General features: G+C 41.4%; 17 protein-coding genes, 1 pseudogene and 1 riboswitch. Of the genes and pseudogenes, 9 read left to right on the top strand and 9 right to left on the bottom strand.

Going from position 1 to position 17,283, the window contains the following annotated elements; genetic code table 11:
* Positions 1-41: 41 nt before the first annotated feature.
* Complete coding sequence (sspO, locus tag QNN06_RS14500; RefSeq protein WP_213115688.1) at positions 42-191, top strand: small acid-soluble spore protein O; 150 nt, start codon at positions 42-44, stop codon at positions 189-191.
* Positions 192-253: 62 nt separating this feature from the next.
* Here sspO and QNN06_RS14495 read toward each other — a convergent pair whose 3' ends face one another.
* Complete coding sequence (locus tag QNN06_RS14495; RefSeq protein ID WP_213115689.1) at positions 254-523, bottom strand: hypothetical protein; 270 nt, start codon at positions 521-523, stop codon at positions 254-256.
* A 113-nt stretch (positions 524-636) separates the two neighbouring features.
* On the opposite strand from QNN06_RS14495, the gene QNN06_RS14490 reads away from it, so the two are divergent.
* On the top strand, positions 637-777 hold the full coding sequence (locus tag QNN06_RS14490; protein ID WP_213115690.1) for a small acid-soluble spore protein P: 141 nt from the start codon (positions 637-639) through the stop codon (positions 775-777).
* 66 nt (positions 778-843) lie between these two features.
* Here the strand turns inward: QNN06_RS14490 and selA are convergent, their stop codons facing one another.
* Positions 844-2,250: an L-seryl-tRNA(Sec) selenium transferase gene (gene selA / locus QNN06_RS14485; protein ID WP_284037771.1), complete on the bottom strand. Its 1,407-nt coding sequence runs from the start codon at positions 2,248-2,250 to the stop codon at positions 844-846.
* Positions 2,251-2,352: 102 nt separating this feature from the next.
* On the opposite strand from selA, the gene QNN06_RS14480 reads away from it, so the two are divergent.
* Positions 2,353-2,757 (top strand): Hsp20/alpha crystallin family protein, encoded by a 405-nt coding sequence (locus QNN06_RS14480; RefSeq protein ID WP_213115692.1) that lies wholly within the window; start codon positions 2,353-2,355, stop codon positions 2,755-2,757.
* 75 nt (positions 2,758-2,832) lie between these two features.
* On the opposite strand, the pseudogene QNN06_RS31235 reads toward QNN06_RS14480, so the two are convergent.
* Positions 2,833-3,018, bottom strand: a pseudogene (locus QNN06_RS31235) (Rdx family protein); the annotation flags it as partial.
* A gap of 176 nt (positions 3,019-3,194) precedes the next feature.
* Here QNN06_RS31235 and selD point away from each other — a divergent pair.
* Positions 3,195-4,247, top strand: a complete 1,053-nt coding sequence (selD, locus tag QNN06_RS14475; protein ID WP_481819252.1) for a selenide, water dikinase SelD — start codon at positions 3,195-3,197, stop codon at positions 4,245-4,247.
* A gap of 316 nt (positions 4,248-4,563) precedes the next feature.
* Here the strand turns inward: selD and QNN06_RS14470 are convergent, their stop codons facing one another.
* The 4 genes from QNN06_RS14470 to QNN06_RS14455 all read right to left on the bottom strand — a co-directional run bounded on the left by QNN06_RS14470 (position 4,564) and on the right by QNN06_RS14455 (position 10,204).
* Complete coding sequence (locus QNN06_RS14470) at positions 4,564-5,526, bottom strand: L-threonine 3-dehydrogenase (RefSeq protein WP_213115694.1); 963 nt, start codon at positions 5,524-5,526, stop codon at positions 4,564-4,566.
* 27 nt (positions 5,527-5,553) lie between these two features.
* Positions 5,554-6,744 (bottom strand): glycine C-acetyltransferase, encoded by a 1,191-nt coding sequence (locus tag QNN06_RS14465; RefSeq protein ID WP_284037769.1) that lies wholly within the window; start codon positions 6,742-6,744, stop codon positions 5,554-5,556.
* 245 nt (positions 6,745-6,989) lie between these two features.
* Positions 6,990-8,537, bottom strand: a complete 1,548-nt coding sequence (locus QNN06_RS14460; RefSeq protein ID WP_213115696.1) for an acyl-CoA carboxylase subunit beta — start codon at positions 8,535-8,537, stop codon at positions 6,990-6,992.
* A gap of 11 nt (positions 8,538-8,548) precedes the next feature.
* Positions 8,549-10,204 (bottom strand): AMP-binding protein, encoded by a 1,656-nt coding sequence (locus tag QNN06_RS14455; protein WP_213115697.1) that lies wholly within the window; start codon positions 10,202-10,204, stop codon positions 8,549-8,551.
* Positions 10,205-10,483: 279 nt separating this feature from the next.
* Positions 10,484-10,585: riboswitch (purine riboswitch) on the top strand.
* A 129-nt stretch (positions 10,586-10,714) separates the two neighbouring features.
* Between QNN06_RS14455 and QNN06_RS14450 the strand changes: the two genes are divergently transcribed.
* Positions 10,715-11,308, top strand: coding sequence for a xanthine phosphoribosyltransferase (locus tag QNN06_RS14450; RefSeq protein ID WP_213115698.1), 594 nt, complete (start codon positions 10,715-10,717; stop codon positions 11,306-11,308).
* The gene (locus QNN06_RS14445; protein WP_217034534.1) at positions 11,308-12,618 is read left to right on the top strand and encodes a nucleobase:cation symporter-2 family protein; all 1,311 of its coding nucleotides are present in this window, start codon (positions 11,308-11,310) and stop codon (positions 12,616-12,618) included. The genes QNN06_RS14450 and QNN06_RS14445 overlap by 1 nt, the downstream gene beginning before the upstream one ends.
* Positions 12,619-12,702: 84 nt before the next feature.
* Here QNN06_RS14445 and QNN06_RS14440 read toward each other — a convergent pair whose 3' ends face one another.
* Both QNN06_RS14440 and QNN06_RS14435 read right to left on the bottom strand, forming a co-directional pair.
* Positions 12,703-12,933: a spore germination protein gene (locus QNN06_RS14440; protein WP_213115700.1), complete on the bottom strand. Its 231-nt coding sequence runs from the start codon at positions 12,931-12,933 to the stop codon at positions 12,703-12,705.
* Between the two features lie 128 nt (positions 12,934-13,061).
* Positions 13,062-13,532: a hypothetical protein gene (locus QNN06_RS14435; protein ID WP_213115701.1), complete on the bottom strand. Its 471-nt coding sequence runs from the start codon at positions 13,530-13,532 to the stop codon at positions 13,062-13,064.
* A 405-nt stretch (positions 13,533-13,937) separates the two neighbouring features.
* Here QNN06_RS14435 and QNN06_RS14430 point away from each other — a divergent pair, with 405 nt between their 5' ends.
* Genes QNN06_RS14430 through QNN06_RS14420 form a run of 3 tightly spaced genes read left to right on the top strand, consistent with a single transcriptional unit; the run spans position 13,938 to position 17,251 of the window.
* Entirely contained in the window at positions 13,938-14,840 is a 903-nt protein-coding gene (locus QNN06_RS14430) for a putative selenate ABC transporter substrate-binding protein (protein WP_213115702.1), read from the top strand.
* 16 nt (positions 14,841-14,856) lie between these two features.
* Positions 14,857-15,618 (top strand): phosphonate ABC transporter ATP-binding protein, encoded by a 762-nt coding sequence (locus tag QNN06_RS14425; protein WP_213115703.1) that lies wholly within the window; start codon positions 14,857-14,859, stop codon positions 15,616-15,618.
* Entirely contained in the window at positions 15,611-17,251 is a 1,641-nt protein-coding gene (locus tag QNN06_RS14420; RefSeq protein WP_213115704.1) for a PhnE/PtxC family ABC transporter permease, read from the top strand. The genes QNN06_RS14425 and QNN06_RS14420 overlap by 8 nt, the downstream gene beginning before the upstream one ends.
* The last annotated feature ends 32 nt before the right edge of the window (positions 17,252-17,283 follow it).

Here is a 17,283-nt window from a genome sequence, read left to right as displayed (position 1 = left end):
GTCCGAATGGAGATAGTAATTTTAACAGGAGGTGAAGGTTAATGGCGAAAAAAAAGGCGAAGCATGTCATACCAGGGATGAATGCAGCAGGTGCGCAAGGTATGGGTGCAGGCTATAATGAAGAGATGGCCAATGAACCCCTTACAGAAATGGAAAGACGAAACAATAAGAAACGTAAAAAGAATCAGTAATTTTCTTATTTGAATATTAATATGAACTGAAAAAGCGGGACGGGATTCCCGCTTTTTCAATTTTATTGAAAGTCATTTACTTCAGTAACAATTTGTTTTAGATCATTCTGGAAACGCTCTAGCTGTGCCCTTTGTGTTTCAGAAGCCACTTCGAGCGCATTCTCAATTTGTTGATACGCCTCATTTACTTCATTTTTCAAATGCTTTAATTGATGTCCATAGCTAGCACTGTCACTGACAATGGTTTCGAAAAGTCCCTGTGCATTCTCAAACCCCTGCTGAGCAGCTTGAAAAGCTTCCTGTTTATTCTTGTTATAAGGATTTCTTTGCACCTTTAGTATTCCTCCTTAAATTGTTTACCCATTAAATTGTACAGAACAAAAAAAAATATTCAGCACATAAAAAGAATGATTGACCGCATCCTAACTGATGAGGAGGGATAATGATGACCAACAAAAATGATGGGACAGATATGCGCAGAAATGCCCCAAAACAATCCGGCCAGCCGGAGCCTTTAAGCGGGTCGAAAAAGGTGAAAAATCGTAACCATACGCGTCAAAAACATAATTCAAGCCATGATATGTAATTTAACGATTAGCTAATCGAAAAAAGCATCGATTCAGAATCCACTGAAACGATGCTTTCGTTTTTCTTAAATATGTAACAATGTATCTAGCAGCTGCTCCTCTTCCTCCTTAGTAACAGTCCGCAAATCAATCAAAAATTCATCCTTTTGAATTCTGCCAATGATAGCAGGCTTGGACTCCGTTCTTAACTTCCTGCCAAGCTGCTCGGCCGTTAAGGATTCATGCCGCAGGGCTATGACCCTTGCAGGCAATTCCACATCCGGCATAGTGCCTCCTCCAACCTGACTTGTAGCTTGAAAAATATTTGCCTGAAAAGCAGTTGTCCTTTGTAACAAATTTGTAACAAAGTTTGTTGCCCTTTCGTCTAATTCATTGACAGAAATTAATAAATCACGGATGACCGGAATATTTTTCATCGTCTTTTCACCACGGGCATAATCTAGTAATGTACCCTCAAGAGCTGCAAGTGTCATTTTATCCACCCGCACCACCCGCGCAAGCTGGTGTTTTTTCAATCGGTCAATAATTGCCTTTTTCCCAGCAATAATTCCGGCCTGCGGACCTCCTAACAGCTTGTCTCCGCTAAATGTAACAACATCCGCACCCATTCCGATTACTTCTTTGACTATCGGCTCGTCCCCAATTCCATGGTTTCTTAGGTCAAATAATGCACCGCTTCCTAAATCCTCATAGAAAAGGACATCTTCACGGGTTTTTGTAAGCTGAATTAATTCCTCTGACTCAACCGATTTCGTAAAACCAATTACCTTAAAATTGCTGGTGTGAACTTTCAAGATGATAGCCGTGTCGGGAGTCACCGCATTTTCATAATCATAAATATGAGTTTTATTGGTTGTCCCAACTTCGATTAATTTCGCACCGCTCTCCTCCATGATAGAAGAAATTCGAAACGATCCGCCGATTTCAACTAGCTGTCCTCTTGATACAATGACCTCTTTATTTTTGGCCAAGGCTCTTAAGACGAGGTAAACAGCAGCGGCATTATTATTCACGACCATCGCCGCTTCGGCCCCAGTAATCTCTTTAATCAAGGCTTCAACATGACTATGGCGGGAACCACGTTCCCCTTCATTTAAATTATATTCAAGATTTGAATAGTTTTGCGCTACTTCCACTACATGTTGAATAGCAGCATTGCTTAACCTGGCCCTGCCAAGATTGGTATGTAAAATCGTGCCTGTTGCATTAATAACTTTTTCTAATGTATAGGAAAGCTGTTTTTTAATTTTATATTGCAGCTGTTGAAAAATTTCATCGATAAACGATTCCGTTCCAGGCAATGACCCTTGCCACTTTTGGCGGATGATTGCTTGTCTAATCTCATCCAGAATGTCTTTTAAAAGACCAGTCAGGGCTGTTGCATCAAGCTGATTTTGTTCAATCAGCACTTTAAACTGTGGGTGATGTTGAAGCTCATGTACAGGTGGAATGCTGCGCAAGGTTTCTTTCATGCAATAAATATCTCCTTAAAATCCTTCTTTTGTCCTATTATAGCATTTTTAACATTTTTCGGCTCCTTGAATAAAATGAAACGTGTAAGGAGGAATAATATTTTGAAAAAGAAAAACCTGCCTCGAAATTCTATTGTTGATTTTGAGAAAATGGAAAAATGGTTAACAAATTATTTTTTGGACCCATTTACAACCCATTGTGATTTATATCAATTTAGAATTGATATATACGAAACCGAAACAGATTGGATTGTAGAGGCATCATTAGATGAATATGTCAGTTCGGAGATTAAAGTAAAAACTGATAATACTCAGCTTATCATTACAGCGCAAAAACATTCTTACGCATTCCCATCACGACATCCAAAAAAGACCCGCACCATCGACTTCCCTTTTCCTATTATCTATCATTGTATAAACGCTTCTTTCCAAAATAATGTGTTAGAAATTTTTATTTCAAAAATAAATAATGGATCAGGAAAAAATCGGTATATTACGCTGCCTTGATTTACTTTTTATTTCGCAGTTTACATAATAAAATTACCGGCAATAAAAAACCCTCACGTTTGTGAGGGTTTTTTATTATTTTGACTCCATGATTTTAATAATGTCTTCTGTATCTGGGAATAACCCTATTTCATCTTTAGAGTAGATTTTTTCCCCGTTCACGGTAACCTCGAAGATTCCTCCCGAGGCCGGAATCAATTCCAATTTTGAAATATCACGCCGGAAATGCGTGATTAGTTCCTCCGCGAAACTCGCGGCTTTTGGTGCGTAGTTTCACTGCATGCAAAATTCAACAATTACATGAAAGTTTTTCATTGATGTCCTCCTGCTTTCCATTATGTATATGTTAGAAACATTTTATCTTTTCAACTATTATTCCGCAAATATTTTGCACCTATTAGTATAATAGGTATACTATTTAATGGGAGGTGTACATAATGAGTGAGCAGGAAAAGATTCGCCTAACCTCTTTATCAACTAAGGCAGGTTGAGGCTGTAAAATTGGTCCAGAGGACCTGACGCAAGTTTTGCGTCTTTTACCAAAACAAGACCCTGTTCCCGAATTACTTGTCGGGAATGAAACTAGCGATGATGCGGGTGTGTATCAATTAACGGATACGATTGCACTGATTCAAACAGTAGACTACTTTACTCCAATTGTGGACGACCCGTATATGTTCGGCCAGATTGCAGCCGCAAATTCATTAAGCGATGTGTACGCGATGGGTGGCGAGCCGAAGACTGTATTGAATATCGTCGGCTACCCTATTAAAAAACTCGGACCGAATATGCTTGCAGATATTTTACGCGGTGCTGCAGATAAAGTTAAAGAAGCTGGGGCCCTCACGGTTGGTGGCCATTCCATCGATGATCAGGAACCGAAATTTGGGTTATCCGTGACAGGAATTGTCCATCCGGAAAAAGTTTGGAAAAATGTTGGTGCAAAGCCAGGAGATATCCTTATATTGACAAAACCAATTGGCGTTGGAATTTTGACAACCGGGATTAAAAGAAGTGCCGTAACTCCGGAGCAAGAACAAGCCGTGACGGAAACAATGGCAATGCTGAATAAAACCGCTGCTGAAGAGCTCTTCCCATTTACTCCAAGTGCTGTAACCGATGTGACCGGCTTTGGACTGTTAGGACACGGAAGCGAAATGGCACGAGGCAGCGATGTGAGCTTTGAAATTTCATTTAACCAGGTGCCAATTCTTGAAGGGGCCATCGAATTAGCGAAAAATGGCGTAGTCCCCGGCGGCTCTAAGTCTAATCATAAATGGTTATCTGATGACGTTGTGTACGAGGACATTCTTCCGGAAGAGCAGCTTGTTTTATGTGATGCGATTACTTCAGGGGGATTGCTTGTATCAATTGCCGAAGAGGATGCAAAGCGGTACATGGATAACTTGCATTCGCGCGGATTAGCGAAAGCCTCCATCATTGGTCGAGTAACCGAGAAAAATGATAAATTAATCTATGTGAAAAGATAACAGCGAAGCCTTTGTGGCTTCGCTGTTTTTTGTTGGAGAGCAAGTTTTCTATAATAACACGCCTCTAATAGACATTTCGACTATATCCAACCTGGTTTTGTCCAATAGAACGCTCCTATTGAACATTTCGACCTGTTCCAATCCTTGTTTTGTCCAATAGAACACTACTTAATAACATTATTTTTTCTAACCCAGTCTACAATCATACCTTTATTGCGGCAAAGGCTTTAACGGAAAATTACCTCAAATAATATCCTCGCTTTACCTACTAATTCCTTAATATTGAGTTACTTATTGAATACAAAAACCACAAGCATTAGCTCGGGATTTTTAATTGAAATTTTTTGCTTAATTTATCAAGCATATCTTTCGTCATTTTATCTAAGTCATAATCGAATTTGAAGCCCCACTCTTCCTTAGCCGCACTGGAATCGATAGAGTTTGGCCAGCTTTCCGCAATTTTCTGGCGAGTTGGGTCGACATTGTAATTCATTTTGAATCCAGGTATATATTTTCTGATGCTTGCCGCGATTTCTTCCGGATCGAAACTCATCGCAGACACGTTAAAGGAATTGCGGTGTTTCAACTTAGAACCATCCGCTTCAATTAAATCCACGATGGCATTCAATGCATCCGGCATATACATCATGTCCATATAGGTGCCTTTATCAATATATGAAGTATACCGTCCATTCTTCACTGCTTCATAGTAAATTTCAACAGCATAATCGGTGGTGCCGCCGCCAGGCAGAGCCACATATGAAATCAATCCAGGGAAACGCAGTCCACGCGTATCAACAGCGAATTTTTCAAAATAATAATCCGCCAAAAGCTCACCAGCTACTTTATTGACACCGTACATGGTGGTAGGTCGCATAATCGTATCCTGTGGCGTATTGTCTTTTGGTGTTGATGGACCAAAAGCACCAATTGAACTTGGAGTGAAAAATTGTGCATTCATTTCGCGTGCTGTCTCTAGCGCATTTAACAGTCCACCCATATTCAAATTCCAGGCGAAAACTGGTTTTGCTTCGGCAGTGGCTGACAATAGGGCCGCTAAATGCATCACCGTATCCACCTTATATTTTCGGGCCGTCTCCACCATCGTTTTACCATCCGTCACATCGACCACTTCAAACGGACCGCTCAATGCCGCTTCGCTGTCGTTTTTCTTTAAATCAGTAGCAATAACATTGTCCGCTCCGTAAATATCTCTAAGCTTTAAGGTTAATTCAGAACCGATTTGACCTAAAGCACCCGTTATTAATATACGTTTCATCTATATCATCCTCTGTCAGTAAAATCTTTAAATAATTCCTAATTCCTTGCCGACTTTTTCATAAATGGCAATGGCCTTATCAAGCATTTCTTTTGTATGGGCTGCTGTCGGCATATTGCGGACCCGTCCTGTCCCGCGAGGAACGGTCGGGAATACAATCGCCTTCGCATAAACCCCTTCTTCATTTAACCGTCTGCTAAAATCCTGAGTTAATTTTTCATCGCCAATGATACATGGAGTAATCGGCGTTTCACTGTTTCCAATATTAAAGCCCAAGTCCTTTAATCCTTTTTTCAAATAGTTTCCGTTTTCCCAAAGCTTTTTATTAAGCTCAGTACTTTCCATTAAAATCTCGATTGCACGTTTGCTTGCTGCTACATCAGCAGGTGTTAAGGAAGTGGAAAATAAGAACGGACGGCTGCGAACCTTCAGCCAGTCAATTAAGTTTTGCTTTCCGGCAACATAACCACCGACAACTCCGATTGCTTTTGACAGAGTACCAATTTGAAAATCGATTTTATCGGAGAGTCCAAAATGTTTGACCGTCCCTGCACCATCACCAAGTACACCTGAACCATGTGCATCGTCTACATAGGTAATCAAGTCAAATTCCTCGGCGGTTTTGACAATTCCTGGCAACAGCGCGATATCCCCGTCCATCGAAAAAACACCATCGGTAATGACCATTACTTTGTTATACTGACCAGACTCGACTGCTTCTTTGGCTTTGGCGCGCAAATCATCCATATCAGAATGGTTGAAACGGATTATCTTAGCTCTTGACAATCTGCATCCGTCAATAATAGAAGCGTGGTTAAGTTCATCTGATAATATCGCATCGTTTTGATCCATGACAGCGGAAATAGCCGCCATGTTACAATTAAAACCTGATTGATAAGCTATGGCTGCTTCTGTATGTTTAAACTCAGCTAATTTTTCCTCCAGTTCCAGATGAAGCTTGAGAGTTCCATTAATAGTCCGAACAGCTCCTGCTCCCACTCCATATTTTTCAAGTGCTTCGGCAGCAGCTTTTTTCAACCGTTCATCGGTTGCTAATCCTAAATAATTATTGGAAGAAAGATTGACAAGTTCCTTGCCGTTAATCGTAATCACCGGTCCATTTGGACTTTCAAGCGGATCGATGACGTTATATAGGCCTTTTCCCTTTAAATCCTCAAGATTTTCATTTAAAAAATGCTCTAGCTTTTTACTGGACATATCAAATCCTCCTTTATCATGAAAAACGATGTTTATGTATTTTTAAAAAATACAATTGTCCTCCTGAGGTGGACATTTATTCTCCTTATAAACCCTGTTATAAAAGGATTCATTTACTATACTTTATCACATTTCCACAAGAATGTTCACCCCAGGTGGACATTTTTTTAAAAATATTTTTTATTAGATTGCCCATTTGGATCGCAAAAAAAAGAACCCTTCCAAAATGGAAAGGTTCCAAATGTTTATATACCTGTCGGCCATGTCGCTAGCAACCTCTCGCTCTTTTCACGCTTTGAGGTTAATAAGTATTCAAGTGACTGGCAAAGGAATTTTCGTGTTTCATTGGGCTGGATGACATCGTCAATCAAATGCTTCGCTGCCGCTTTATATGGTGAACTATCAAATGACCAAAGTTCCAAAAGTTTTTTCCGTTCCTCACTTGGATTTTCAGAGCGTGCCAATTCGCGGCCAAACACGACATTCACCCCGACTTCTGGTCCGGTAAAATTAATTTCCGCGCTTGGCCAAGCTACCACTAAATCACCGCCCATGCCCGGACCGCACATATTCCCGTATGCAGCACCGATACTTTTACGGATGACAACGGAGATTTTCGGTACAGTCGATAAAGCCAACGCCTGATTCCAGACCATAATTTTTGTAGGCATTTTTGCCTTCTCTGCCTCGCTGCTGATGCGGAAACCTGGGGTATCGTGCAGAAAGATCAGCGGGATATGATAGGAGTCACAAAGGCAAATAAACTCAGTCGCCTTTTGACACTCATGCGGTCCAGGTGCTCCGGCAAATTGGTTTGGCTGGTTGGCGATAATTCCGACCACATGCCCGTTCAAGTGGGCAAACGATGTAATCAAGCCTTTGCCGAATTTCCGTTGATATTCGTAAAAGATGCCATCATCAACAATCGTTTCAATAATTTTTTTCATATCATAGACGCGGTTGTTTTGCTGCGGCAGTATATTGAAAACCTCATCTACCAAGCGGTATGGATCATCATTTGTCCGTCTCATTTGCGGGCGTTCACCGCTGTTTTGCGGCATGTATGAAAAAAAGGTTTTCATCTGGTCAAAGCATTCTTCTTCCGTCGCCCCATCATCATCAATTTGCCCGGTAAAGCGGTTATGAATATCAACTCCGCCTAATTCTTCCGGTATCATCCTCTGCCCGTTCGCGAGCTCAAGCATCCGTGGGCCGGCAATCGCCATACAGGTTCCTTGCAGCTGGGTGACGAAATCGGAAGAAACAGCAGTCCATGTAGGACCTCCAAAGCTATCTCCCAAAATGGACGTCATCGTCGGTACTTGGCGGTGAACTGTCAGCATCTCACGCGGGAAAAGTTTATCGCTGAAACCGTCTGAACCCATTCCATCCGGCATCCGCAATCCGCCGCCCTCGTGCAGTGCAAACATTGGGAGGCCGTTTTTAACCGCAAACTCATGGATACTTTTGGATTTTCGCATGTGAACAGCACCTTCCGTCCCGGCAAAAACAGTCTTGTCCCCGGCCTGAATGACGGCTGATCTACCATTCACTTTACCGACACCAATGATCAGTCCATCCCCATAGCTTTTATGCTCGGTTCCCTTTACATCGGAGGTATTTAACATGCCAAGCTCCATAAAGCTGCCGGCGTCAGCGAATTTTTCAATTCTTTCGCGTGCAGTTAAAAGTCCACGTTCGTGCTGGGCAGCAATTTTATCACATCCACCACCTAAAAGTGCTGCTTCTTTTCTTTCTTGTAAATCCTTTGATAATTTTTGTAATAACTCCATTGTATAATCTCCTACTCTTCTTTTAATAATTTTCGCAATACCTTTCCGGATGATGTTGCTGGCAGCTGATCAATGAATTCTACATAACGTGGATATTTATACGCAGCCATGTTTTCTTTTGCCCAGGAGATTATCGCGTCAGGAGTCAAGCCTTCCTTATTCGAATCCTGCAGCACGACAAATGCTTTGACAACTTCTCCTTTAACTGGATCAGGAACGCCGATAACGGCTGATTGGCGAATAGCCGGATGTAAATTGAGAAGTGCTTCGACGTCTTCTGGAAAAATACTATAGCCTGAGCTTTTTATCATTTCTTTTACTCGTCCCATGAAATACAAATATCCATCCTCGTCAAGGCGTCCGATATCACCGGTATGAACCCAACCGTCCCTAAGCGTTTCGGCTGTTGCTTCCGGCCGGTTTAAATACCCCTTAAACACCCCGGGATTTTTCACGACAATTTCACCCTGCTCGCCTGCAGCCACTTCCTTACCTGTTTCGATATGAAGAATACGAATCTCTGTATCAAAAGTAGGGATTCCACAAGAACCAAACTTCACTTTATCCTTTGGCATAAAGGTGTCACATGTATGGGTTTCACTTAAACCATAGGAAGCCTCGTATAACGGGCAGCCCTTCGTAACCGCTTTCCATTTGTCTGAAAGCTCTTGCGTGACCTGAACTCCAAAGCTGGTGGCCAGATTGGTTGTTAAACTGGACAAGTCTCTTTGGGCAATTCCTGGAATTTGTAAAATGGCCCAATTCATGGGCGCGATGCTGTACCAATAGGAAACACGGTACTTTTCAATGGCATCAACCGTTGCAAGCGGATCAAAACGGGTAAATAAAACACACGGCCGGCCTGAATAAACGGTTGAATTTAAACCCATCAACATTCCAGCAATATGGCATAATGGAGCACTTGCCAATAAAATTTCGTCTTCCTTCATAACGTTTGAATGGGCAGCGGATGCGGATTTAAACAGGGCATTACCATACGTGAGCATAGCTCCTTTTGGGCGTCCGGTGGTTCCGGAGGTAAAGACCATTAACCCAATATCATTCCACAAATCAACTTGTTCCGTATGTTCGTAAGGATTTTCAGTTTGAAGGATCGTGGTGAAATCATCTGTTTCTGTGAGGTGTTGTTTTGGTACAAGCAATTCTTCTGGAAACTTCCATTCGGGCTGGTCTGGGAGAAAATCTTGATAGTTAGCAGTCACGATAAAGCTCAGGTGGCGGGACTTTTCCATCGCTTTTTTGACAAGAGGGTAAATTTCTGCACCAGCTATAATCCCTTCAATTGGTGCTTCTTCGAAATAATAGGCCAATTCATTTTCTTTAAACATTGGGTTCAGTGGCACAACCGTTCCACCCAGTTTTTGTATGGCGAAATGAGCAATAATATATTGCGGACAGTTTTGCAAATAAAGGGCGATGCAGCTGCCCTTCTTAACCCCTTTTTTATGTAAATAGCCAGCCAAGCGATTCACGTAATCCAAGAGTTGGCCCCAAGTGACCTCTTGTCCATAAAAAATATAGGCTGTGTCATTTGGGCGCTCGTTCCCATGCTGCTCTAAATAAGCAAAAAGCGGTTTTTCACCTTGTAAATAGGTAAAGTTGGCAGGTACATCAGCTGGCCAATATGGGCGGATTTTTTCAACCATCTTTCATTCCTCCAATTATTCTTTATATGAAAATTATGATTGGGCCCAAACATCCTAACCGGTTAGTATCCCCTTGGGGTATTTATTTACCTTTTCATAATTTTCTGATATATACGTACATTTTAATAGTAACTGAAATAGGTTAATTGTTCAATCCTTCTATGATACTTACGGGAAAGGTTTCCAAAAGACGAACAAAGCGAAAAAAATATAAGTATATTATTCGCTTTTTGCAAAAAAAGTGATTGATTTCTCCATTTACCGTGATATAATTTGAAATGAATTCAATAAGGCTTCACTCATATAATCGCGGGAATATGGCCCGCAAGTCTCTACCGAATTGCCGTAAACGATTCGACTATGAGTGGGTAATGAGAACGGATGTTTTTCTTTCTAAGCGTACTTCCATTCTATTCCTTTCGGACACTAAGCCCAAAGGCCATTACCTCACTCAATCTGATGTGGGGACGGCCTTTGGGTTTTTTTATATTTAAAAAATGGGGGTACAACATGAGACTATTACAGGAAAAAATCAAAAATGACGGGCAGGTTTTATCAGACCAAATCCTAAAAGTTGATTCTTTTTTAAACCATCAAATTGATCCAGCATTAATGCTGGAAATTGGCAAAGAGTTTGCGAAGCGCTTCGCTAACGAGGGAATCACCAAAATTGTCACCATTGAATCTTCGGGCATTGCCCCTGCAGTCATGACGGGCCTACAGCTGAACGTTCCAGTTGTTTTCGCCAGAAAAAGAAAATCACTTACATTAACCGAAGGATTGATCACTGCTTCTGTACATTCCTTTACAAAGCAGGAAACTAACGAAATTTCAATTGCACAAAAGTTTTTGAATGCTGAGGACAAAGTTCTTATTATTGATGACTTTCTTGCCAATGGCCAGGCCGCCCTAGGCTTAATTGATATAGTCAACCAAAGCGGCGCCGAACTGGCCGGAGTAGGAATAGTCATCGAAAAGTCCTTCCAAGACGGTGCAAAAATGCTTAGCGACCAAGGAATAAGAGTTGAATCTTTAGCCCGCGTTGCTTCCCTCGCAAACGGTGAAGTCACTTTTAAATCTGAAAAAGTAGAGGAGCTAGTATAATGAAAAATTCATCACTTAAAACAGCATCGCTTGGAATTCAGCATGTTCTCGCCATGTATGCAGGAGCAGTTATTGTTCCACTTATTATTGGCGGTGCTCTAAAGCTTTCGAACGAACAGCTTGCCTATCTAGTTTCTCTTGATATATTAACAAGCGGTATCGCTACATTATTACAGGTATGGCAGAATCGTTATTTTGGGATCGGTCTTCCGATTGTCCTTGGCTGTACATTTACAGCAGTAGGCCCGATTATTGCCATTGGAAATCAGTATGGCATGTCCTCCATTTATGGTTCGATCCTAGTTTCAGGATTAATTGTCATGTTGATTGCAAAATACTTTGGTAAACTGATTCACTTCTTCCCTCCAGTCGTAACGGGTTCTGTTGTGACGATTATTGGAACGACCCTAATTCCTGTCGCAATGAATAATGTTGCCGGCGGTCAGGGAAGCCCTGATTTTGGTTCGATTTCAAACATTGTGCTGGCATTTGGTACGTTATTATTTATCATTATTCTTTATCGTTTCTTTAAAGGGTTCATACGCGCCATTTCTATATTATTAGGCTTGATAGCAGGTACCGTTGCTGCAACGTTCATGGGAAAAGTTAATTTTTCCGCAGTTGGTGATGCATCCTGGTTTCATATGGTAACGCCTTTACATTTTGCAACTCCTTCTTTTGAACTGGCCCCGATCATTACGATGACAATTGTAGCAATTGTAAGTCTTGTAGAATCAACTGGTGTTTATTTTGCCTTAAGTGATATCACGGGCCGAAAGTTGACGGAACAGGATTTAGTGAAAGGGTATCGTGCAGAAGGATTGGCAAGTGTGATTGGAGCATTCTTTAATTCATTCCCGTACACCACTTACTCGCAAAATGTTGGGCTTGTCCAGTTTTCTGGGGTTAAGGATAAGAGCGTTATTTATACAATGGGCGGAATTTTAATTTTTCTAGGGTTTGTACCGAAAATTGCGGCGTTAACAACAGTTATCCCGACTGCTGTACTTGGAGGAGCAATGGTTGCTATGTTTGGGATGGTCATTGCTTCTGGAATCAAGATGCTTAGTAAAGTAGACTTTTCTTCACAGGAGAATCTATTAATCATTGCTTGTTCTGTTGGAGTTGGTTTAGGTGTAACTACCGTTCCGGATTTATTTGCACATCTTCCTGAGAGTGTTAAGATTCTTACGAATAGCGGGATTGTTGCAGGCAGTTTAACAGCCATCTTTCTAAACATTGTCTTCAATGTCATTAAACCTGCAAAGCGGGCGCAGGCGCAGACTGCAAAAGGCTTAAAGGTTTCATAAAATAATCAGACGGGGCTGCTATCGGCCCCGTCTTCCATTTGTCGCCTTATTATTACCTCTGTTTCCTGCACTTCTTGCTCTAGATTATCTCGTATTTCCTGAACCCAATAATCCCTGATTACCCGCAATTGATTGAAGCAGATTGCTTGCGGCAGTTATTGCCGAATTTCCTGATCCACCGGGATCCGTATTTCCGGAGCGTGAACCTGAAACGGTATTGGTAATCGAAATGGGTGAAATAATCACTGCCCCGCCAAAGTTTACGATTCCTCCCGAAACGGTTCCGATGCTGATACCATCCTTGAATATGCCCATTGCCCTCCCTCCTTGCGCGACTGTCATTTTTATTAGAATATGTACAAGCATCGGAGCCTGTATATACGATTTCATCAGAAAAAAAAAAAAAGAGAGCGTACTTCCCCCCCTCTCTTAAGTGAAAACTATTAACGGCAAACAGTCCTTCTTTCAATGCGGCATATCCACCTGTAATACCCCAATAATATGAGCAACAGAATAGGGTCTAAAATGGCAGCATGCCAAAGTTTCCACCATCCGTAATGGAAGTAGCCCCAAGGTTCCGGAAATAGAGTAATCATCTCGTAACATAAGATTGCAATCACAAATAAAATGATATAGGAAGCCTTTTTTACATATGTTCCATTAAAGGGAAACCAGTTTAAAAAAATCATATTAACAGCTGGGACCACGAACAAATGAGGAATTTCGCCAGCCCAATCCACTTCTTTACTGAAATACCAATAGGCGTGGTATTTAAATTCTATAAAAACATCGAAGGTCGTTTGAAAGGCAATTGTAAAACACCAAATGTGAACGATTTGATTGGCAGTTAAAACCTTGTTGCCTTTAAAAGCGATAAAATTAAAAATGAGGATGGCGATAATTAATCCGATCATACATTTATCCTTTTTTTCATTAAATTGCCCCCAAGGCCAAAACCTATTCATTTCTGTTTACAATATTTTTTCAGTGAAAAACATACAACAATCTAGTAATATGTTAGAATGTATGGATTTTGTTGAAAAGCGAGAATTACGATAAAAAATGAGCCAACTTAATGTTGAAAGTTTATCGCATACATTTGGAATGTAGAAGAATGGTCACAGCAAGCTGTATAGAATCAAATCTAGTGCCCCTGTCAGACCGACAGGGGTTTTATCTATATGAATAATCGATACTAACCTATTGAATAAATCGATAAATTGAATTTATTATGTACTAACATTTCCTTATAATTATGAAGGTTAATATTTTTTTCTAATTCATTTTTATGCAATTAACAATTGAGGTGGGTTTCTATTATGAAAAAGTGGTTTTCTGTAATGATCCTGGTGATGATGGTATTTTCTTTAGCCGCCTGTGGTCAAAGCAATAATGAAAAATCTAGTGAAGGCAAGAAAGAACAAAAAACAGAACAAGTGTTTAAAATTGGGGCCATTCCGGACCAAAATGCCGCCGACTTGCAAAAAGGCATGGATGCTGTGGCTAAATACTTAAACGAGAAAACTGGCCTAAAGGTAGAGTTCGTTCCTTCTGTTGATTATGCCGCTTTAGTAACAGGATTCCAGCGTGGTGAAATCAGCATGGCTTGGTTTGGCGGATTAACAAGTGTACAGGCTAGAAACCTTGTCCCTGAGGCTAAATCCATCGTTCAGCGTCCGCGAGATGCTGAATTCCAATCAGTGTTTATCACCCAGCCGAATTCCGGGATTAGTTCCTTGAAGGATTTAAAAGGAAAATCGTTTACGTTTGGTAGTGAAAGTTCGACATCCGGCCACTTAATGCCACGTTATTTTCTATCCGAAGCTGGCATTGACCCGAACAAAGACTTTAATGGTAATCCTAATTTTTCCGGCTCACATGACACAACCTATAAGTTAATCGAATCCGGTTCCTTCCAGGCTGGTGCATTAAATATTTCTGTTTGGGAAGCAGCTGTTAAAGAAGGGAAAGTGGATACAAATAAGGTAAAGGTATTCTATACAACCCCTCCTTACTATGACTATAACTGGACCATTAATAAAGAGATCGACAAGAAGTTTGGCAAAGGCACAGAACAAAAAATTAAGGATGCCCTCCTTTCTTTCAATGGTGAGCCAAAAGAAATAGCCGATTTGTTCCAAACTGACAAATTTGTCGAAACGAAAAACGATAACTATAGCAAAATTGAAAAAGTAGCCAAAGAACTAAAGATTATTAAATAGTAGGTGTTTGTCATCTATGACTTCAAAAATCATGATTGATGTAAAAAATTTAACAAAACATTTTGAGCGGAAGATAGCCTTATCTTCCCTTTCTTTTACCATTAAACAAGGAGAAATGGTGGCATTGATTGGACCGAGCGGCGCCGGAAAATCGACGCTGTTAAATTCAATTGCCCGCCTCGTACCTTTAGAAAGTGGTGAAATGCTCATTGACGGGCAGAACATCTCTACTTATAAAAGAGGAAAAGCCTTCGCGAAAAAGGTTGGGGTTATCCGTCAGCAATTTGATCTAATCGGTCCACTAGCAGTGATTCATAACGTTTTGGCGGGAAAATTAGCGGATTGGGGAACCGTGAAATCATTGATATCTCTGCTCGTCCCACAGGAAAAAGATGCGGCACTTATGGCGCTTGAACGTGTCGGTCTCACGGATAAAGCTCATGAAATCACCTCCACCCTTTCCGGCGGTGAGCAGCAGCGTGTTGCATTGGCTAGACTATTGGTTCAAAAACCGGAAATTATTTTGGCAGATGAACCAGTTGCTTCCCTTGACCCGGCACGGGCTGATGACGTTCTGTCGATGCTCACTAAGATTGTTTCAGAGGATAACCAAACGCTAATTGCCAGCCTACATTCAGTTGATTATGCACGAAAATATTTTGACCGAATCATTTCCTTAAAAAATGGGGCGATCCTTTTTGATTTACCGACAGAAAAGGTAACCGATGAAATGTTAGCCGAATTGTATAGTCTAAAGGAGCATTCGAGCCATGCATAAATGGAAAACCTCCTTTCGGCTCCATAAACGATTTATTCTTTCATTGATTTTGCTGGCAGTTTTCGGATGGAGTTTGTTTGCGGTTAAATGGGATGCGGATGAGGTGTACCATGCTGGCGGGATTCCAACATTGGGGCAAATTTTTAAAGGCCTCTTTCAACCGGATTTGAGTCCTGAAGTATTATCGAAAGGTCTTGAAGCCGCCTGGATTACTTTGGCCTATGCCGTAGCTGGAATGTCCTTAGCCATTATTTATGCTTTTATTGTCGGTGTCCTCGCATCGGGGACGTTAACATCTTCACGGGCAGCTAGACTGGCCAATAAAGTATTTTTCAGAGGAATATTAGGATTTACCCGTTCGATTCACGAACTGGTTTGGGCGTGGCTGTTCGTGGCTGCCATCGGTTTCTCACCGTTTGCTGCCATATTTGCCTTAGCAATTCCTTACGGCGGGATTCTTGGACGAATTTTCGCCGATATGCTAAATGATGTACCCAAAGAGCCAATAAAGGCTTTATGGGCAGCCGGAGCCTCCAAACTTGAGGTCCTCTTTTACGGGTATTTACCGTTAGTTAGGGCTGATATGATTAGTTATACGATGTACCGTTTTGAATGCTCGATTCGTTCTTCGGCAATTATGAGCTTTGTCGGCCTCGGCGGTCTGGGCTATCAAATTCAGCTTTCGCTGGCCGATTTGAAATACGACCAAGTTTGGACCTATGTATTTTATTTGATTGCCTTGGTTGTACTTGTAGATATTTGGAGTAATTTTGTCCGTAAAGGCTTAACAGATCGAAAGCGCCGTCGCGGTTTCAGTACAGGATGGCGTGCCTCTCTTTTGGCTGCATTGCTAATTGCAGGTTCGTGGATATATATTTATTTTATCGACCATGCCGATATATCTGACCTATTCTCTGATCAAAATGCGGAATACGCGGGAAAGTTTTTCGGCGGATTAATAGGTTTAAATGAAAACAATCCTGCGTTTTTCGATGCCGAAAGCTGGGCTTCTGCGTTAAAACTGACCTATGAGACGCTGGAAATGAGCGTAATGGCGATTGGGTTTTCGACCATTGCAGCCTGTTTAACGGTGATTCCAGCGGCGCGTAATATTGCGAGCGGTAACCTGACCATTTCGAAAAAATGGTACAATTGGCCGCTATACGGTCTGGTCCGTCTCGTTTATATTTTTTCCCGTTCCGTTCCGGAATTGGTCTGGGCGATGATGATTATTTTCATTTTAAAACCGGGTATTTTGCCAGGCGCACTTGCCCTTGCTTTGCACAATTTCGGAATCCTTGGGAAGCTATGGGCAGAGGTAATTGAGGATATGGATCCAAGGCCGATTCGCAACTTGGCTGCATCTGGTGCCTCTAAGATTGAGACATTGTTTTACGGGATTCTTCCCATTGTTATGCCAAGGTTTCTGACCTATGTGTTATATCGGTGGGAAGTAATTATGAGGACCACGATTGTCGTTGGATTCGTTGGTGCAGGCGGTCTAGGCATGGATTTTAAACTAGCCATGAGCTATTTCCAATACACGCAGATTACCCTGCTGCTGCTTTGCTATATGATTCTTGTTGTCATCGCGGACTTTGCATCGGAAAGTACTCGGAAAACAGTGAAATAGAGAGAATATTATACACAAAACGGCCGCTCGAT

This window comes from Neobacillus sp. 114 (assembly GCF_030127045.1).
Taxonomy (GTDB): domain Bacteria; phylum Bacillota; class Bacilli; order Bacillales; family Cytobacillaceae; genus Neobacillus; species Neobacillus rhizophilus.
Note: the sequence above shows the minus strand (reverse complement) of the source record. Positions and strands in the feature narration are given on the sequence as shown.

Bases quoted from the DNA above. Each gene is read 5' to 3' on its own strand.
- QNN06_RS14420 (WP_213115704.1), top strand. From the start codon at position 15,611: ATGCATAAATGGAAAACCTCCTTTCGGCTCCATAAACGATTTATTCTT.
- sspO (WP_213115688.1), top strand. From the start codon at position 42: ATGGCGAAAAAAAAGGCGAAGCATGTCATACCAGGGATGAATGCAGCA.
- QNN06_RS14430 (WP_213115702.1), top strand. From the start codon at position 13,938: ATGAAAAAGTGGTTTTCTGTAATGATCCTGGTGATGATGGTATTTTCT.
- QNN06_RS14465 (WP_284037769.1), bottom strand. From the start codon at position 6,744: ATGTCCAGTAAAAAGCTAGAGCATTTTTTAAATGAAAATCTTGAGGAT.
- QNN06_RS14490 (WP_213115690.1), top strand. From the start codon at position 637: ATGACCAACAAAAATGATGGGACAGATATGCGCAGAAATGCCCCAAAA.
- QNN06_RS14435 (WP_213115701.1), bottom strand. From the start codon at position 13,532: ATGATCGGATTAATTATCGCCATCCTCATTTTTAATTTTATCGCTTTT.
- QNN06_RS14450 (WP_213115698.1), top strand. From the start codon at position 10,715: ATGAGACTATTACAGGAAAAAATCAAAAATGACGGGCAGGTTTTATCA.
- selA (WP_284037771.1), bottom strand. From the start codon at position 2,250: ATGAAAGAAACCTTGCGCAGCATTCCACCTGTACATGAGCTTCAACAT.
- QNN06_RS14425 (WP_213115703.1), top strand. From the start codon at position 14,857: ATGACTTCAAAAATCATGATTGATGTAAAAAATTTAACAAAACATTTT.
- QNN06_RS14470 (WP_213115694.1), bottom strand. From the start codon at position 5,526: ATGAAACGTATATTAATAACGGGTGCTTTAGGTCAAATCGGTTCTGAA.
- QNN06_RS14460 (WP_213115696.1), bottom strand. From the start codon at position 8,537: ATGGAGTTATTACAAAAATTATCAAAGGATTTACAAGAAAGAAAAGAA.
- QNN06_RS14455 (WP_213115697.1), bottom strand. From the start codon at position 10,204: ATGGTTGAAAAAATCCGCCCATATTGGCCAGCTGATGTACCTGCCAAC.
- QNN06_RS14440 (WP_213115700.1), bottom strand. From the start codon at position 12,933: ATGGGCATATTCAAGGATGGTATCAGCATCGGAACCGTTTCGGGAGGA.
- QNN06_RS14445 (WP_217034534.1), top strand. From the start codon at position 11,308: ATGAAAAATTCATCACTTAAAACAGCATCGCTTGGAATTCAGCATGTT.